The 20,991-nt window shown below is 48.7% G+C and carries 3 protein-coding genes; all 3 read right to left on the minus strand.

Annotated features, from left to right (window positions below):
* Positions 1 to 33: 33 nt before the first annotated feature.
* The 3 genes from TOI97_RS11305 to TOI97_RS11315 all read right to left on the minus strand — a co-directional run bounded on the left by TOI97_RS11305 (position 34) and on the right by TOI97_RS11315 (position 20,164).
* A complete protein-coding gene (locus TOI97_RS11305) occupies positions 34 to 8,898 on the minus strand; it encodes a BapA/Bap/LapF family large adhesin (protein WP_321554234.1) in 8,865 nt (2,954 codons plus the stop codon).
* A complete protein-coding gene (locus tag TOI97_RS11310; RefSeq protein WP_321554235.1) occupies positions 8,888 to 10,798 on the minus strand; it encodes an Ig-like domain-containing protein in 1,911 nt (636 codons plus the stop codon). The genes TOI97_RS11305 and TOI97_RS11310 overlap by 11 nt, the downstream gene beginning before the upstream one ends.
* 516 nt (positions 10,799 to 11,314) lie before the next feature.
* On the minus strand, positions 11,315 to 20,164 hold the full coding sequence (locus tag TOI97_RS11315; protein ID WP_321554236.1) for a BapA/Bap/LapF family large adhesin: 8,850 nt from the start codon (positions 20,162 to 20,164) through the stop codon (positions 11,315 to 11,317).
* Positions 20,165 to 20,991: the final 827 nt, after the last annotated feature.

Here is a 20,991-nt window from a genome sequence, read left to right on the forward strand (position 1 = left end):
AAAGGGTTGATTTACACTAAAGAAGCAATGTGATTAATATATAATTTGCTCGTTATTCAACAAATCATCCAAAGTTTTCGACTCCGCCTGTTCTGTTAATACCAGCAGTTCTTCAAAGCCGAATCCATCGGCTGCACCGTCGCGGTCAATACTTAGTGTGAGTGTTTCCTCTTCTACATTATGCTCCAACTTCAAGAACTCATTCAGATCAATCTCTTCCGAACCCTTCAGTAGTAGGTCAGAAATATCGATCACATCAGCATTGTCGCCCGTACCAAAATGAAAGTCGGTCCAAGTATCAACACCGTTGCCTCCGGTGGCGTCATCCTCATCGAGCAAGTCGAAGTTTAAGGTGTCTGAGCCTAAACCACCCTTAAAGGTGTCATTGCCCGCCGTGCTCGTGATGACATCGTCATACTTGGAGGCAGTGATGTCCACGGCCACGTTAATTTCTAACGTGGCCGTTTCTTTAATACCTGTTACCGAGGTGGTCTCATAGGCAAAGATCTCTATCCCGTAGGCTTCACCGCTCGGTGTATAGCTATAGGTGCCATTTTTCTGAACAGTCAAAGTTCCGTAGAGCCCTTCAACCTCTATGCTGTCAGCGCCCTTGTTTGGGGCACTGACAAAGACTGTTTTATTACCGATTTTCAGTTCAGCAACATTATGACTACCAGCATCATTTTCTAACAATACGCCCATGACAGGGTTAATTGCCGTTGGGGTGTACTCGTCAAAATGGAATGACTGAGTCTCGAACAACACACTATTGGTTAGCATGTGACCACCTCCCTTGACTCGTTCGATTGTGACTGTGTACTCACCTGGGGCTAAGCTTGGAATAGCGACATCCAATGCACCATAGTTAGCAACTAAATCACCATTGTTGACAGCTTGACCTGAAGCAACAACCTGACCTGTTTCATTATTCGTAATGGTATAAGCCAGCTGCGTACCGATAGTTGTTTTATCCGCTTTTAAGATTGCTGATGTCAATGTATTCTCATCAACTGTGAATACTTTAGAAATCTCTGTCGTTGCTCCCGGTACACCATCAATAACCTTTTCAGTGGTTTCTAGGTTTTTCATTGCAACGCTCACATCATTGAAATCATCAATGGCAGTATGAGTGCCAATTTTGATGTTTAGCGTTTCAATAGTGGTGTTGCAGTTAGCATCTTCGGTTACTAACCGGAAGGAGTCGACCTTGCCATAAGGTGGCTCCCAGCCAGTCATATCATTAGGTTTAGTAACACTGTAGGTGTAAGTACCATCGCTATGGATAGTTAAAACACCGTATTCCCCTTGAACAGTAGTAGCTGTGCCTGCCTCTATAGGCTCGTCATTCACTTTCAGTAATACAACATCTGCTTCTTCTGTTGCATCACCAGTGACCTCACCCAAAAACTTGGAAGGGATGTTGTAATCGTAGATTGTATCGTGCGTCACAGAAAGAGTGCTGCCTCCAACAAGTCCTGCTGCACTTTTTCCCTGAAGCATTGCAACGTAAGTTCCAATGGTGAACTCTAGGGTTGCTTCACCCTTTGGCATTACGGCACCACCAATCCCAAGTATATCCAAAGGTATCTCGAACCATTTTACCTCTTTGTGCACTTCTTCTAACTGGCCAGTTTGCTCATTCAATTTGAAAATTACTAAATCAAATGAGGTTGCCAAACTTAAAAGGCTTCCTCCCTCACCTTGGAAGCTCAGTTTCCTTACCTGTCCTTCATCTACGGTGAAGTTCATGGTGCCTTCTGCACCAATTAAGTCTGCACTCAATACAGGTCCTAGCAAACCTAAGTCTAAGACTCCAAAGGCTCCTGCATTCTCAATCTCAGATTCATCTGTATCTAAAGTGACAGTCGGCTCAATATCAACTACGACAGTTGAATCCAACTGTAACTGCTGATCATCAGGGGTAATGTTCAGCTTAATAGTTAGATCTGCAGAAGCAGTATTTCCGGCTGGCGAAGTTACCTCGTAAGAAAAGACATCTTCACTACCGTAAGGGCCATGGAAATCTTCATTAACCTCATACGTATAATCACCATTGGCTTCAATTATTAATTTGCCGTGTTCACCTGTAATAACTGTTTTAGCATTACTAGATATGGCAATCCCATTAATGGAGGTTACTGTAGTGCCTTCCGGTAACTCATCATAACCAAACTGCGGATCATTATCAGTTAAGACATTTCCTGTGGTAGTACCATTGACAGATTCTGCATCAGCGTAATCTGAGATAATATCTTTAGTAAACTTTAAACTAAAGCCTGTAACTGCTTGGACGCCATAACCACCTGCCATAACAAACATCCACTGCCCCTCACCTAAGCTGAAGTCAGTCTCTTTAGACATACCGCCAAGAAGCGCTGCAACAACCCAGTTTTCCTTAACTGTGTGTTGTTCCCATTCATTGGTAGATTCATTCAGCTTGTAGAGGTATAGATCCATGGTGCCACCAAGTTGTATACCACCGGATTGGCCGTAGACAGTAATGTCACGAACCTCATCCTTGCCCACTTCCAGTTGTACAGCTTTACCCTGGAGCTCATTAAGAACACCTGCTCCTAAAACAGGACCTAACCCAGCGCTCACTACAGTAAAGCCGGTTTTGTCCAGATCACTGGGTTTAGGGTTTTCTGTCTTAGTTGGCTCAACATCTAGTACTAAATCAACAGAGTTGTTTGCTGCGGCAAGGGTCTCATCAACCACACTCACCCAACCATTTAAGATGCCGTCACCACTAGTGTTGCCGGCAACGTCGGTTTGACGCGCCAGCACCTCACCATCGGCGTACTCGCCTTCTTCTAATTCAAAGCTGGTACCTGTACCTTCGTTCCACGTGGTGCCACCGTCGGTGGAGTACTGCCATGTAGCACCTTCTTCAAGGCCGCTTACATTAACTGTGCCATCTTTGGTAATGCCGTCACCTGGAATACAGGTGTCGTCGGCTAATTCTAGCGTCAGTGGCGCTGGTGGGGTGATATCTACTTCCACCACTCCTAAACTGCCATTACCACTAGTTATTCCAGCTTCACTTGTCTGACGAACCCGCACGTCACCATCAGCATATTCGCCTTCTGGTAACTCAAAGCGGGTACCTGTGCCGGTGGTCCAATTTTGGCCGCCATCGGTGGAGTATTCCCAGGTTACATCAGTTTCAAGACCGCCCACGTTAACGGTGCCATTACTGGTAATACCGTCAGTAGCATCGCTACCGGTGTCTTCATCTAACTCAAGAGTCGGCGCGTCTGGTGCGGTGGTATCAATAGTCACTGCACCCAATTCACCGTTACCACTGGTGTTACCCGCAGCGTCGGTTTGACGTACCACCACATCACCAGCGGCGTACTCGCCTTCTGGCAATTCAAAGCTGGTACCTGTGCCTTCGGTCCAGTTTTGGCCACCGTCGGTGGAGTATTCCCAGGTTGCATCAGCTTCAAGACCGCCCACGTTAACGGTGCCATTACTGGTAATACCGTCAGTAGCATCGCTACCGGTGTCTTCGGCCAACTCAAGAGTCGGTGCATCTGGCGCTAGGGTGTCAATGGTAAACGTGACTTCATTGGAATTCGCCGAGCTGTTGCCCGCCTCATCGGTGATCACGGCAACGGTGATTGCTGCACCTTCAGCAAAAGCTGCATCCAGTGTCATTTCAACCTGACCAGCGCTGACTTCAGCACCGGTGACGATGTGTTCGAATGTATGTGCTGTGCCTTCACTGTCGGTCAAGGTCACGGTGACAGTATCACCTTCTTCTGTACCAGCAGTCAGAGTGACAACCGCTTGGATTCCATCACTGATTTCATCGGCATTGATGTAGTTATCGTCCGCCTCAGCAATGGCTAAGACCGGTTCATCGTTACCGTCATCACCACCCGGACTGGTGGTATCAACGGTCACTCCATCCAACGCACCGTTATCACTGGTGTTGCCCGCAGCGTCGGTTTGACGTGCCAGCACATCACCAGCGGCGTACTCGCCTTCTGGCAATTCAAAGCTGGTACCTGTGCCTTCGGTCCAGTTTTGGCCACCGTCGGTGGAGTATTCCCAGGTTGCATCAGCTTCAAGACCGCCCACGTTAACGGTGCCATTACTGGTAATACCGTCACTAGCATCGCTACCAGTGTCTTCGGCCAACTCTAGGGTTGGCGCGTCTGGTGCGGTGGTATCAATAGTCACTGCACCTAATTCACCGTTATTACTGGTGTTACCCGCAGCGTCGGTTTGACGTGCCAGCACATCACCAGCGGCGTACTCGCCTTCTGGCAATTCAAAGCTGGTACCTGTGCCTTCGGTCCAGTTTTGGCCACCGTCGGTGGAGTATTCCCAGGTTGCATCAGCTTCAAGACCGCCCACGTTAACGGTGCCATTGCTGGTAATACCGTCACTAGCATCGCTACCGGTGTCTTCAGCCAACTCAAGAGTCGGCGCATCTGGCGCTAGGGTATCAATGGTAAACGTGACTTCATTGGAGTTCGCCGAGCTGTTGCCCGCCTCGTCGGTGATCACGGCAACGGTGCTTGCTGCACCTTCAGCGAAGGAACCAGTTAGAGTCATTTCAACCTGACCGCCAGTCGTTTCGGCACCGGTGACAGTGTGCGTGAACTCATGCGTATCACCAGCACTGTCGGTCAGGGTCACGGTGACCGTGTCACCTTCTTCTGTACCAGCAGTCAGAGTGACAACCGCTTGAATGCCATCACTGATTTCATCGGCACTGATGTAGTTATCGTCTGCCTCAGCAATGGCTAAGACTGGTGCATCGCTACCGTCATCACCACCAGGGCTGGTGGTATCAACCGTGGCACTTGCTGTACCTGGCTCACTTTCATTACCTGCAACATCCGTAATAGTTACTGAGAGATCAAGGGGATCACCCTCAGCAGGTGCTTGAACTTGAGCAGTAATCTGCTTGGCATCAATGTCATCTTGGGTCAGAACGATCGGATCATCTAGACCATTAACGGTATCACCCGCTACGGCATCCGCTGGCAGTGTTACGGTGACCGTTACTTTGCCATCAACAATCTCATCAGCATTGATGTATGCATCACCATCACCCAGCTCAACCGTCGGTGCGCTCGGTGCGGTGGTATCAACAAGGTAATCTTTGCTTGCTGTCGCTTCGCCCACATTACCGGCTGTGTCTGTTGCCGCTACTGTCACGTCAACGGTCTGATCCGCATCAGCAACCAGGTCAGAACCGTCAACCATCACGCTGAATGTACCGTCTGCATTTACAGCTCCAGCGTAGTCTATCTCGTTAACCGTCACGGTGATCGCATCACCTTCGGTGAACTCGCCTGCCACCGTACCGGTGATCGCAACTTGTTCGTCAGACTCTGCCTTATTGATGGTGTTGTCATCAGTGATGTCGTTAATAACGATCTGAGTGGTGCTGTTATTTGGTGCTTCAGTATCAACCGTGGCACTTGCGGTACCCGGCTCACTTTCATTACCTGCCGCATCAGTGATGGTCACTGATACATCCAGGTCTGCACCATGCTCTGGCGCAACAACCGTTCCGACAACGGTGCCGGCCGCGATGTCCGCTTCGGTCAGAACGATCTCTTCGTCCAGACCCTTAACCGTATCACCCGCAACGGCATCCGCTGGCAGTGCTACGGTGACTGTTACTTTGCCACCCTCAATCTCATTAGCAGTGATGTATGCATCACCGTTACCGATCACAACGGTTGGCTGACCGGGTGCCTCGGTGTCACCTGTTTGTGTTGCGTCTGCCGTGTTACCCGCTGGGTCTTTGGCGGTCGCCGTCACATCCTCACTGGTGTCAACCTTGTCTGCAGGAATCGTGGTCGCGCCGGTGGTTGGGTCAACCGTCACAGCTGAATTGTTTGAACTCCACTCATCTGTCGCAGGATCTTTACTCACAACAACCGTCTGTGAATCACCGTTTTCATCCGTGTACACAACAGTTACTTCAGTGGTGTCGTCATCAGCAGGGGTCACAACCACATCACCATCAATATTCGTTTCAATGGTTGGGGCGTCAGGGGCAGTGGTATCAACTGTTACCGTCGCAGTATCTGTATCCGTGTTACCCGCTGGGTCAGTGGCAGTGACAGTAATGGTGTGCTCACCCTCATTCAGCGTTGGCAAGGTATCGTCAGCTAGTGTCCAAGTGCCGTCACCGTTGTTAGTTGCTGGATAATCCACGCCGCCCACTGTTATTACAATGGTTGCATCTTTATCGTTGACCGTACCCTTCAACTCAGGCGTTTCATCATTGGTCAGCAAGTCATCTAACGTAACCACAGGCGCTGTGGTATCAACCGTTACTGCACCTAATTTACCGTTATCACTGGTGTTGCCCGCGGCATCCGTTTGACGTACCAACACATCACCATCAGCGTACCGGCCTTCAGGTAACTTGAAGCTAGTACCTGTGCCTTCGGTCCACGTGGTGCCACCGTCGGTGGAGTATTCCCACGTTGCATCAGCTTCAAGACCGTCTACGTTTACGGTGTTATTGCTAGTAATACCGTCAGTAGCATCACTTCCTGTATCTTCGGCAAGTTCTAGAGTCGGCGTAGTAGGTGCAACCGTATCTACAGTAAACTCAACCGCAGCGCTTTGCTCAGAGGTATTACCCGCAGTATCTGTTACTGTGGCAACAATGCTGTAGTCGCTATCTTGAGTAATACCAGTGGCATCGTTTGGAATGGTCACATTTGAGCTGCCTGCAGCCGCTTCCTCAGCCGTCACAGTATGCTCAATAATTGTCTCATTACCGTCACCATCGGTGATGGTTAGGGTTAACGTATCACCCTCAACCGTGCCTGACGGTAAAGTGATGACCGTTTGAATACCAGCAGCTTGCGGCGCTGTGTCCGAATTAAGCTCATCATCATTAATAAAGCCATCTTCTGCTTCAACAATGCTAACCACTGGCTGAACCTGAGTCGCACCCTCACCTTGACCAGGCGCTGTAGTGTCACCCGCTTGAGTGGCATCCGCTATGTTACCCGCATCATCTTTGGCTGTTGCGGTTACATCTTCGCTGGTATCAACTTGATCGGCTGGAATAGTGATCGCACCCGTTGATGGATCAATGCTGCCGCCTGATGGTAAGTCAGCACTGCTCCAATCACCAGTAGCTGGATCTTTGGTGGCTGTGATGGTCTGCTCATTACCGTCTTCATCGGTGTAAGTGACAGACACTTCTGTGGTGTCATCCGCAGCCGGCGTTACCGTTAACGCACCATCTGTCTGTGTCTTGATAGTCGGAGCATCTGGAGCAGTCGTATCTACAGTAATATTAGTAGTGTCACTCGGCGCTGATGTGTTGCCTGATACATCAGTCACTGTGGCAACAATGCTGTAATCGCCATCTTGAGTAACACCAGTGGCATCGTTTGGTATGGTCACTTTTGAGCTGCCTGCAGCCGCTTCCTCAGCCGTCACAGTATGTTCAACCGTTGTCTTAACGCCTTGGTCATCGGTGATAGTTAAGGTCACTGTGTCACCAGCAATACTGCCTTCAGGTAAGGTCACAACCGTTTGAATGCCATCAGCAATCTCTTCAGCATTCACGCCATCAGCCGCTTCTTCAATCTCAATAGACGGTTTGACAGGATCAATCACACCATCACCATTGGTGTCTTCTTCACCTGGCGCTGTGGTGTCACCCGCTTGAGTGGCATCCGCTGTGTTACCTGCCTCATCTTTAGCTGTTGCAGTCACATCTTTGCTGGTATCAACTTGATCGGCTGGAATAGTAATCGCACCCGTTGATGGATCAATGCTGCCGCCTGCTGGTAAGTCATCACTTCCCCACTCACCAGTATCTGGATCTTTGGTGGCTGTGATGGTCTGGTCATCACCGTCTTCATCGGTGTAAGTGACAGACACTTCTGTGGTGTCATCATTAGCCGGCGTTACCGTTACCGCACCATCTGTCTGGGTCTTGATAGTCGGAGCATCTGGCGCTGTAGTATCTACAGTCGCTGAACCAGTTGTAGGATCACTTTCGTTGCCTGCTTGGTCTTTGATTGTCGCTTCAACTTCAAGCGTCTTACCTTCTTCTAGCGCTGGCACTTTTACGGTGACTTCACCTTTGTTGATGTCTTCTTCCGTTAATTCAGTCTCTTTACCATTAACCACAACGGTATCGCTCGGTTTAGCATCACTGGGCAGGCCAACCGTTACATCAACATTGCCGTCGCCATCAATTTCATCTTCGGTAATAAATTCATCGCCATTACCTACAACTACATCTGTCGGTTGGCTAGGCGCTGTAGTATCAACTGTTACTGCACCCAACGCACCCTTATCACTGGTGTTGCCCGCAGCATCCGTTTGACGTACCACCACATCACCATCAGCGTACTGGCCTTCAGGTAACTTGAAGCTAGTACCTGTGCCTTCGGTCCACGTGGTGCCGCCGTCGGTGGAGTATTCCCAGGTTGCGTCATCTTCAAGGTTACCGACATTAACGGTGCCATTGCTGGTGATGCCATCCACATCGCCGGTGTCTTCAGCCAACGCAAGAGTCGGCGCATCTGGGGCTAGGGTGTCAATGGTAAACGTGACTTCATTGGATTCCTCCGAACTGTTGCCGGCATCATCGGTGATCACGGCAACGGTGCTTGCTGCACCTTCAGCAAAAGCTGCATCCAGTGTCATTTCAACCTGACCAGCGCTGACTTCCGCACTGGTGACGATGTGCGTGAACTCATGCGTATCACCAGCACTGTCGGTCAGCGTCACGGTGACAGTATCACCAGCCTGCGTTCCGTCAGTCAGAGTGACAACCGCTTGAATACCGTCTTCCATTTCATCGGCACTGATGTAGTTATCGTCCGCCTCAGCAATGGCTAAGAACGGCGCACCGTCATCACCACCAGGGCTGGTGGTATCAATAGTCACTGCAACCTAATTCACCGTTATCACTGGTATTACCCGCGGCATCCGTTTGACGTACCACCACATCACCAGCGGCGTATTCACCTTCGGATAATTCAAAGCTGGTACCTGAACCCTCGGTCCACGTGGTGCCACCGTCGGTGGAGTATTCCCAGGTTGCGTCAGCTTCAAGACCGTCTACGTTTACGGTGTTATTGCTGGTAATACCGTCACTATCATCGCTACCGGTGACTTCGGTCAACTCAAGAGTCGGCGCATCTGGTGCGGTGGTATCAATGGTGACTGTACCTAACTCACCGTTGTTACTGGTGTTGCCCGCAGCGTCGGTTTGACGTACCAGCACCTGACCATCGGCGTACTCGCCTTCTTCTAATTCAAAGTTGGTACCTATGCCATCGGTCCACGTGTCACCACCGTCAGTGGAGTATTCCCACGTTGCATCAGCTTCAAGACCACTCACATTTACGGTGCCTTTGCTGGTAATGCCGTCACTATCATCGCTACCGGTGACTTCGGTCAACTCAAGAGTCGGCGCATCTGGTGCGGTGGTATCAATGGTGACTGTACCTAACTCACCGTTGTTACTGGTGTTGCCCGCAGCGTCGGTTTGACGTACCACCACATCACCAGCGGCGTACTCGCCTTCTTCTAATTCAAAGTTGGTACCTATGCCATCGGTCCACGTGTCACCACCGTCAGTGGAGTATTCCCACGTTGCATCAGCTTCAAGACCACTCACATTTACGGTGCCTTTGCTAGCAATACTGTCAGTAGCATCACTCCCTGTATCTTCGGCAAGCTCTAGAGTCGGTGCTTCAGGCGCTGTGGTATCTACAGTCGTTGAACCGGTTGTAGGATCACTTTCGTTGCCTGCTTGGTCTTTGATTGTCGCTTCAACTTCAAGCGTCTTACCTTCTTCTGGCGCTGGCACTTTAACGGTGACTTCACCTTTGTTGATGTCTTCTTCCGTTAATTCAGTCTCTTTACCATTAACCACAACGGTATCGCCCGGTTTGGCATCACTGGGCAGGCCAACAGTGACATCAACATTGCCGTCGCCATCAATTTCATCTTCGGTAATAAACTCATCACCATTACCAATAGATACAGTTGGTGCTTCAGGCGGTTTGGCATCACCCGTAATGGTTTCTTTATCAGATGCATTGCCTGAGGGATCTTTGGCGGTGACATCGTAGTCTTGGCCGTCTTTTAAACCGCCTTCCACGACAATTTCAAAGTGGCCATCTGCGTCAGCGGTGCCAGTGCCCACCACATCGCCTGTAACTGGGTCGGTGATATCAACGGTACTGCCTGGTTCGGCCTCACCACGGATGGTGGTGTCGGTGAGGTTGCCGTTTTCATCAAAATTGTTAGTGATATTTTCAGTCACTGGCACTTTAGGTGCTTCGGTATCAATTGGGCCCGAGCTAACACTGGAGCTAGAGCTTGAGGCAGCTGCAATGCCTCCACCAATTAGCACACCAGCTATAATAATGGGCCACCAAGGTATTACAGAGCCTTGAGTGCTGTAGCCAAGGATCTGTTTGCTGCTATCACCTTCTTTTAATTGCCAAGGTAGTTGTGTCGCATTACCACTTTGAGGCACATATGGGTAAAACATCCCATTTTCAGCCAAGCCCACTAAAGGGGATGGTTTGGGAAGGAGGTAGTAATCTTCAATAACAGCTAGTGGCGTTGTAGAGTCATCATTTATGTAAAGCTCTAAATTATCGCCTTTACGCTTTAGTAGCACAGTTTTAGGGGCGGTGCCTGTGGTGAGTTCTTTTACCTCGTAGGTAACACCTTGTTGTGCTCGCAGAATGGTGGGTTGGCCACCTTCTAAAATAATTTCTTTGAGCACGTCATCTTTGCTATGTACTAAAATTTTAATGTTGCTAGCCATAAGTACCTCTGTTTACCAAGGGCGTGGCCTTTGGGTTTAACGTAAATCAGTCAGTGATCGGTGTGTATTCTGCCAATAGTTCAAGGCTTACGACGGTTTAGCTCATTCTTTACACTGGAGCATAATTATAAGTGTTGCCACCGATACGAACGATCGGGCTGAGTAGTTTGTTTGAGGTGTAGTTTGATGCAACACTAAGTTGCCCTGTGTTTTATAGAATAGGCTCGGCCGCATTATACTAGAATCGCTGCAATCAGTAATGAAAAATAATGTAATGGTAGTGATCGAGGCGCTAAATGCGCACTTTTATCGGATAGCCATGCTCATAAGAAGTAAGCATTACACAGAGGTTTTAATTGTGGCGGATGTGCCTAACATAATTCGAGAGAAACGTTTTATTGGTTAGATTTCTGCACTTGTTTGTAGCAAAAAAAACCCCGAAAACCGTGCTGGCTTTCGGGGTTGGGTGTGTTTAAGAAGCCACCCTTGCGTTTAGAGGCGGGGTGGCGTTTGTGGCTAGTATATAATTTGCTCGTTATTCAACAAATCATCCAAAGTTTTCGACTCCGTATGTTCTGTTAATACCAGCAGTTCTTCAAAGCCGAATCCATCGGCTGCGCCGTCGCGGTCAATGCTTAGTGTGAGTGTTTCCTCTTCTGCATTATGCTCCAACTTCAAGAAGTCATTCAGATCAATCTCTCCCGAACCCTTCAGTAGTAGGTCAGAAATATCGATCACATCAGCATTGTCGCCCGTACCAAAGTGGAAGTCGGTCCAAGTATCAACACCGTTGCCTCCGGTGGCGTCATCCTCATCGAGCAAGTCGAAGTTTAAGGTGTCTGAACCTAAACCACCCTCAAAGGTGTCATTGCCCGCCGTGCTCGTGATGACATCGTCATACTTGGAGCCAGTGGCGTTCATGCCTGCGTTAAAGGTGAGTGTAGCGCTGTCACTGGAACCGGCAATGGAAATCAGCTTGTAGTCAAACACGTCTACGCCATAGGAATCACCATGGGCGGTGTATGTGTAAGAGCCATCTTGCTGCACCACTAAGGTGCCGTGTTCGCCTTCAATGGTAATAGACTTATACAGGTTGTTATCAAACTGCCCATCCACCACGATATCCAATGGCTTACCGTTTACCTCAATGTGGGCCAACTCGGCAATACCTGCACCTTCTTTATAGGTGTCGTTATCGAGCAAGTTGCCTTCTTCCACTATGGTGTTGGCTTGTTCTGCTTGGAACTCGTCTAGGGTGGTGATGGTGCCTTGCAAACTCAAATTGTAGCTTACTGTATTGGCCAAACGTGGATCAATGATCACTTCAACGCGATACTGCCCCTCAGTTAAGCTCCAGCTCAGCTCACCTTTTTCACCCCTAACATTTGGCTTATAGGTTTCAATCACTTGGCCTGTTTTCACATCAATCACACGAATGACAAACTCATCCACACGCGCTGTAGTCGGATTGAGATTATAATTTAAGGTTAAGTCATAGACTTGGTTAGCCTGCACCTCAATTAAGTCTGGGCTGTATGTTGAATTGCCTGCGCCGCCTTTGATGCCACCGGCCTCCCAGCCCCCGTAGGCTTCTTGGTTATCTAAGCCAAAGCGCGCATCACCAGAGTCATCGTTAGCTTGAACGTTGTTGATCACAATGTTCAAGGTGGAGTTATACAGCTTGTTATCAGCACCAAGAATGCTGTAGCTGAAGGTTTCCATGTTACCGATGTCTTTATAAGCGATGTTTTGGTACAACTCATAGCTGTAACTGCCATCTGCATTAATGGTCAGTGTGCCATATTGGCCTTGGATGATATTGTCACCCTCAGCCAATGGTTCACCATCCACACTGTACACCACAGCACCTTCATCTAGCCCAAGATCAGTTTCGACCTTAGCGTTGGTTTGTTCGTACTCGTACAATTTGTCTTCACGAATGTGCAGGGTGGTTGACGGAATCACATTCACGCCACCTGTGGTAGGTACTAATACCGCTTTGTATTCACCTTCATCAAAGCGGAAGGTTTTATCCTCAGAAGTGCGTCCCGCACCCACCACAACGCCTACAATACCAAACCAGTCTTCTTCGATGGTATACAGCTGCCAGAAATCACCGTTAGCAGTGGTTTCCTTTTTGTAAATCACTAAATCTACAGGCGAGTAACCCAGTGCTACTGGTGCACCACCGTCGGCCCAGAAAGTTACATCGCGCACTTGGTTTTCACCAACGTTAATTTCTAAACCGTTTTCAATCGCAATTAGGCCAATGTCAGCGATACCTAAGCCCACACCGACAATATCTGCCCAGGTTTTAGAGCTCAATTGATCTTTAGCTGGTATGTCGATCTCTTTAGCTTCAGGCTTCATATCAAGCCATACAGTGCTGTCAGGCACTATGTTGCTGGGTTTGTCCACTAAATTAATGGTTAAATCAGCACTTGAGCTGTCACCCGTCTTACTGTTGGTAATGGTGTAGGTAACTTTTTCTTGCTCACGAAACTGAGGATTAGCACCCTCATTAAGCTTATAGGTGTAGTTACCTTTAGCTGAGATGGTTAAGGTGCCGTGCGTCAATTGGATGACAGTGGAACCTACCGCAGGTACGTCAACCTCATGAGTGCCCACCCCATCTTTATACGTGATTTTAGTGATGCGGGTGTTGTCTGGCTCATCGATTTGGTCTTTACCGCTTAAGTCAAGGTCAGTTAACACGTTACCTTGCTGCACCCCAGACACACTTTCGTACTCGTTATAATCGACGACGGTGTCCTTCGTCACTGTTAAGGCCGCACCACCAATCACTTTCACACCGGCTTTAGCGCTTAACATGATGTGGTATTTACCCGGTTCGGTAATACTAATTTCACCGTCTTGAGTGAAACCCAAGAATGGCACTGTAAACCAGTCGTCATACACATCATAAAACTTGGTATTGCCGTAAGCGTCTTCTTTGTAGATGATTAAGTCGTAGGTATCACCAATTGAAACACCACCACCTTCTGCAAAAAGCTCCAATACGCGCTCGGTGCCTTCGGCAACATTTAACTCAATGGCGTTATTAGCAAAGTCGAGTACGCCAGCATCAGCTACACCACCGAGGCCCGCAGAAACCACACCAAAGCTGGTGACTTTTTGGCCAGCAATGCTTTCGCTCTCGGTAGCTTCACGCTTGGTAGCAACAATATCGAGGACTAGCTCTTCGGTATTGTCTGATGCTTCTGTGCGGATATTTTCAACGAAAATCTGCGTGTCAGTTACGTTGCCGGCTTTGTCTGTGGCCGAGATCTTGATTTGCGTATTAGGCGCAAACTCCTGATCAAAGGTGACAGTCACATTAGTACCAGCTTGCGCCTCTGTCACTTCAATGGTTTTTAGTGGGTTACCATTTTGATCGGTCAGCACTACTGTGCCCGCTTCGCTGACGTTTAAGGTGAACTCTGTTGGGTTGACCTGTTTAAATTCAACCTCAGGCTTTTGGGTATCCAAGATGGCCTCAGCTGAAATACCATCATTGCTGTTACCAAAGGCATCTTTGATCACTGCATCAACAGTAATTGTCTCGCCTTCGGCGTAGCCATCGGTGGATAGCTGATGTTCAACTTTTTCCGCAACTAAATGCGCTTGAGTGATTGTAATCTCTTCGCCATTGATGACTAAGATATCACCTGCTTCAACACCGGTTTTAGGTAACGTTACAGTGACATTGAACTTGCCTTCTGTAACTTCAGCTGCATTGATGTAATCGGTGTTATCATCGTCACCTATCTTGATTGCATCTGGGCCTAATGCTGTTGGTGCGGTGGTATCACCTGTAATGCTGTCAGACACCTTGGAGGTGTTGCCCGCTTTGTCTGTGGCTTCGACAGTGTAGTCTTGACCATCTGTTAAAGCTGGCACAAGGTTAATGGTGAAGTTACCGTCTGTGTCGGTGACACCTGTACCCACCACAGTGCCGTCAGCAGCTTTAACCTCTACTGTTGCGCCGGCTTCTGCAGCGTCCTTCTTGTCCTGCACTTTACCGCTGATGGTGGTGCCAGTTGCGACACCGGCATCATCAAAGGTGTTTTGCACTTCTTCGATGCTAGGCGCGGCAGGCGACTGAGTATCGACGGTGAAGGTGAGGCTTTCTGAGAGTTCGTTATCTTGTGAAGGCAATACTTGAAGCTCATCGCCTTCAGCTGGTTTAGCATCAGCATCGGTGGTGTATTGCACTTGATACTTACCGTCAACAAGCTTATCGGTGATTTCTAGGTACGTCTTACCATCACCCAAGTCTTTAACTTGAGCATTAACCACCGTTTGATTGCCATCGGCATCGGTGATGATCAAAACGTTTTTGTTGGCGTTAGCAGCTTGACCGGCTGGGATCTCAAAGTAAGGCGTGGCGTCATTGGTGAAGCCGTTATTGCTGAACTGATCGTGCTCAGCAGGCATATCATATTCTGTCGCCACACCACCTTCATCAACCGAAGCAACGTTATCAAAGCCCTTCTCAATGCCCGGTAGTTTAAAGACGTTAACTGGCTCACTTTGGTTGCCTGCTGCATCTTCAGCAGTAAGGTTACCGTCCCAGCCCTCAGGTGCAGGGTTTATGGTGAACTTACCGTCTTCATCTGCTGTAGCAAGCTGATTGCCTTCTGTATCCTTAATGATTGCGTTTGACTCAGTACGGCCTTCAACCTTTGTCACTTTATCGTCAGCACCTACTTCAACACTATCGATAATAGGCTTAGCGGGCGCTTCGGTGTCGGCTGTAGCGCTTACAGTGACTTTCTCTGATTCGTTGTTGTGCTCATCTTTAAGGAAGGCATCGACTGTGAGCTGCTCACCTTCTTTAGGTGCATCAAGCTCGAACTCTACTTTGCCAGCCGTTACATCATCTGCAGTGATGACATAATCAACACCATTCACCACCAAAATATCGCCAGCTTCAGTTAACACAGTGTCTTCAGCATCTTTAGGCAGCTCAATCACAACAGTGACTTTGCCATCGGTAATTTCAGTAGCATTAATAAAGTCGTCGCCATCGTTACCAATTTTGATGGCATCGTCTGCCAATTTCTCGGGCGCAGTAGTATCGCCGGTTACAGTAGTAGGATCAGAATCATTACCGGCCTTATCGGTTGCTGTGACGTTATAGTCTTTGCCGTTTGCTAAGCCACTGTCCACGACGATTTCAAAATTACCGTCATCATCAGCGATACCGCTGCCAACTTCATTGCCGTCTGGATCGGTGATTTTGACGGTGCTGCCAGCCTCGGCTTTACCCGTTACTGTGGTGCTGTTGTCATCCTTGTTATTGGTAAAGCCATCTACTTCTGGCGCATCCGGTTTGTCTTCGTCTGCAAAGTCAGTAATGCTGTCAGGAACGGTCGCTTCTTTTACAACCTCATCCAAGCCTTCAAGTTTGCCAACAATGAACACTGTCTCACCTTCGGCTAAGGCTGGCTCAAAGGTCACTTTATATTCCCATGGCGCCGTGTCATCTTCGCCCTCAGCTTTATTTAGGCGCGTTACGGTGACATCGATTTTTTCACCTTTCGCATTTATGGCGCTAAAGGTATCTGGTTCTTTGTTGTTCGCCACAAACTTCACGATGGTCTCATCGGCCTTGCCGTTGGCAGGGTCGTTGGTATCCCATTGCTCAGTACCCGTGATATGCAAAAATATCTCTGCGGTGGCGCTTGCGCTGGAGGTATTGCCTGCTAGGTCTTTGGCCTCGACCTCAACCTTGTCACCTGCGTTCAGCGGTGGTTCAAAGGTATAAGTATAGGTTCCGTCCTCAATGTCAGGCGTGCCTTCGTGCGTTACACCATTAACCGTAACCTTATAAGTCGCGGTTGGGTCGTCGGTGGTGAAGCTGAACGTGTGGCCGGTTAACTCACCGCTATCTTCGTCCGTATTCTCACTTAAACTCACATCGGTCAGCTCAGGTGGCACGATATCGCCCACACTCGTTACTTCATCTGGTACTACAGCGTCGTCGGATACCGTGTCGCTGGTATTGCCATAACTGTCGGTGCCGGTAATGATGATTTTGTCGCCTGCGCTCAATGCTGGCTCAAAGGTCGCAGTGACTGTATCGCCTTTTGCCGAGTACTCCACATTCCCCGTGTACGTTTTGGGCTGACCATTTTCATCAAGAACGCTAAACGTAAACTCTGCATCCGGTTCATCGGTGTTGAAGGTCAACAGGGTTTGATTGGCTGCACCGTCAGCAGGATCAGAGGTATCCAGTTGCACAATTTTAACAGTGTCAACATTCGGCGCTTCAGTATCGCCCACCACGGTGACCGCTGGCGATGAGTTACCTAGCTCATACTTAGCGGAAACGGTGTATTCTTTTCCATTCTCTAGCACGTTGCCAGCAAACTCAAAATTACCGTTGATATTGGCTTTAACTTCGCTGATCAGCGTACCCTGAGCGTCGTATAACTGCACTAAAGCGCCGCTATCGGTTTTACCTTTAATCACAGTACCTGTGAGTTCACCTTGCTCATCAAAGCTGTTGGTAACGCTGGTGATTTCAGGCTGCATAGGTACTTCAGTATCGCCTGAGGTGATCTCTGTGGGAGTAGCGTCTTTGATGATTGTAGTGTTACCCGCTGTATCAGTGGCAGTGATTACCACCTCTTGGCCTGCTGCTTGTGGCGGGAATTCAGCCACATAAAAGCCATCTTCATCGGGGCCAGTGGCGGTCACAGCGGTATTGCCGATTACCACTGTGTAAGTGGCTTCTGCATCATCACCTCTAAAAGACACAAAGGTGATATCTGGTGTGCCATCGGCTGGGCTCTTGTCTAAAGTAATGGTGGCCACTTGGTCCACTTTTGGCGCAACAATGTCTACGCTGTAGGAATGCTCGGTGGTGATTTCACCTTTAACGCCTGCAGCGCTGCTCGCCTCTACGGTCACATCAATCTGTTCCGCAGCAGCTAAATCAGAACCATCCACCTCGACACTAAAGCGACCATCGGCATCCACGCTCCCCGTGCCAATGACGTTACCGCCCAGTGTGATGGTGATGGTATCGCCTGCGGTAAACTCACCTTTTACGGTGCCGCTCACTGCTGTTTTAGTTTCTGATTCTGCCTTGTTGAGAATGTTGTCAGCAGTAATAGGATCAACAGCCACGCTCGTGCTACCGTCATCTGGCGCACTGGTATCGTCAAAGCGTAGCTCATCCGACACTTGTGTTGTTTCGCTGATGCTGTTGCCTGCGGTATCCGTACCGGTAATGGTAACTTCCGCACCCATGTCTGCGGGTGGTAAGAAGGAGACCTTATGCTGGCCCTCAGCATTGCCTCTGCTCGTTTTTGTGGTGTCACCGATAGTAACTTGATAAACCACACCAGGCTCACCTTTAAAGGTCACCACGGTTTTATTGGCTTCGCCGTTTGCAGGGCTATCGGTATCTAAGTTGTAGCTCTCTAGGTTAACAATGCTAGGCGGCTGAGTATCTACCGTGATTTCACCAAGCTTCGTTGGTTTGCTTGTGTTGCCAAAGGTATCGGTTTGGCGTACTTGAATGTCGCCTTCTTGATAATTACCTTCCTGCAAGATAAAGGAGTCGCCTGTGCCAGCAACCCAGTTTTCTCCGCCATCAGTGGAGTACTCCCAAGTAGCGTCTTGTTCTAAACCATCAACCTTGATTTGGCCATTATTGGTGATGCCATCTTCGGCACTTGAACCGGTATCTTCAGCAAGCTGCGCTGTGGGCGCTGCAGGCGCTGTGGTATCACCTTTCACTTGTGTTGGATCAGACGTGTTACCCGCTGAATCTTTAGCAGTGACGTCATAGTCTTGACCGTCTTCTAAGCCACCTTCCACGACGACTTCAAAATTGCCATCTGCATCAGCAGTGCCGCTACCAACTACCTCGCCCGTCACTGGATCGGTGATATCAACGGTGCTACCTGGTTCAGCCTCACCACGGATGGTGGTGTCAGTGAGGGTGCCGTCTTCATCAAAGTTATTGGTGATGTCTTCTACTTCAGGCTTTGTCGGCGCGATGGTGTCACCGGTAATGGTTTCTTTATCCGACACGTTGCCTAAGGAGTCTTTGGCGGTAACATCGTAGTCTTGGCCGTTTTTTAGACCACCGTCAACCACAACTTCAAAATTGCCATCTGCATCAGCAGTGCCGCTACCAACTACGTCGCCCGTCACTGGATCGGTGACTTCAACCGTGCTACCCGCCTCGGCTTTACCACGGATGGTGGTGTCAGTGAGGTTGCCGTCTTCATCGAAGTTATTAGTGATGTCTTCTACTTCAGGCTTTGTCGGCGCGATGGTGTCACCGGTAATGGTTTCTTTATCCGACACGTTGCCTAAGGAGTCTTTGGCGGTAACATCGTAGTCTTGGCCGTTTTTTAGACCACCGTCAACCACAACTTCAAAATTGCCATCTGCATCAGCGGTGCCCGTGCCAACTACGTCACCCGTCACTGAGTCGGCGATATCAACGGTGCTGCCTGGCTCAGCCTCACCACGGATGGTGGTGTCAGTGATATCACCATTATCGTCAAAGCCGTTGATGACATCTTCAACCACTGGTGCTGCAGGCGCTTGGGTATCACCGGTAATGGTTTCTTTATCCGACACGTTGCCTGAGGGGTCTTTGGCGGTGACATCGTAATCTTTACCGTCTTCTAAGCCACCTTCAACCACAACTTCAAAATTGCCATCTGCATCAGCAGCGCCGCTACCAACTACCTCGCCCGTCTCTGAGTCGGTGATATCAACGGTACTGCCTGGCTCAGCCTCACCACGGATGGTGGTGTCAGTGAGGTCACCATCCTCATCATAGTTATTGGTGATGTCTTCAATCTTTGGTGTTTTAGGTACTTCTGGTTCTTTAGGCTGCTCATCCTCAGCCGGAGTGAATTTCCGTGAGCTAGATCCTGAGCTAGAAGAGGCACTAACAATGCCAGCAATTGCTAAAAATGCTAAAGCAGTAACCACCCAACCTTCAGTGCTAATGGGAGCCTCAGCTGCTACCGCACCAGACTTGATAGCCTCTCCGGCTGCTGCAACATCTGCAGAGCTGATTTCTGAAAACATAAACTCAGAGTTAACGGCATCAAAACTACCCAACCATGTGCTACCGTCCTCACCCTCTAGCACCAACTCACTGTGTTCTTCATCTTCAAACTTATTAAAAAAACCTTGAACACGAACCTGCTCACCATTATGTAAACGAATAATCAGGTCTTCATCTAATTGATCGTAGGCCTGCACCATGTCTAATGACAATGGCAGCTTCACCAAGCTTGTTTCTTGCAGCACTATTGGCGTGCCCCAATCAGCCGCTCGCACGATACCATTTGCTTTGCTAACTATACCTATCGAGTTTTGTTCCATTTGAGAGCACTCCAAATCATGCACACTTAGAAATTGGCTTACATGCACACTTATAAATTGGCTTATATAATAATGCAGCCTACCCACATCTATTCAATCATACCAAAAATTCAAAATAAAAACATTTCACTTAAAACAGTATTGACTAAAAATCAAACACAATTAAGTTATACGACCTCTATATTAAAAAGCGCACATCAGATCAATTTTGCATTTAAAGCGCCAAACCTTATAGCCATCTAAACCAATATAAACCGCGCACAATCTTTTCACTGTAGTCCAGATTTAACAGTTAATTACTATACTTTTGTCGCCCTGACAGCAGGTCATTGCAGGCTAGAATACACATTAAGTACTGCACTGTAGCGTGATTCGAACAGGGCCTGTGCTGAAGGTGAGCTAGGAAGGTGAGTCATCAGACACGGTTAAAAGACCAAGGATGGTTGCACGCAAGAGCCCTTAAGGACACTGGTGTTTTGAGCGTTATGGCTAAGGAAGGCTGTATTGAGCACCCTCAGGATGAGAATGCCACTCAAGCGTTGAATTACCCCTCCGAATGTACATATCAGAACGTGGCGCTGCTCGGGCTGGATGTTACAGTGCAGTACTGACTTCTATCTGCTATCTGCTATCTGCTATCTGCTATCTGCTTCTAATTGTTCGTCCTTTATTTTGCGCACGGCTGATTCAGACTGCATTGTCCTGCAGCTGCTGTTTTTTCTGGGCATAAAAAAACCCCAGTTCATTTCTGAACTGGGGTTTTGCTGTATAAGCTTGACGATGACCTACTCTCACATGGGGAAACCCCACACTACCATCGGCGATAC

Origin of the sequence: Denitrificimonas halotolerans, from assembly GCF_034259425.1 — a bacterium.
Taxonomy (GTDB): Bacteria; Pseudomonadota; Gammaproteobacteria; order Pseudomonadales; family Pseudomonadaceae; genus Denitrificimonas; species Denitrificimonas halotolerans.

Coding starts and splice junctions, on each gene's coding strand:
- TOI97_RS11310 (WP_321554235.1), bottom strand. CDS start 10,798: ATGGCTAGCAACATTAAAATTTTAGTACATAGCAAAGATGACGTGCTC.
- TOI97_RS11315 (WP_321554236.1), bottom strand. CDS start 20,164: ATGGAACAAAACTCGATAGGTATAGTTAGCAAAGCAAATGGTATCGTG.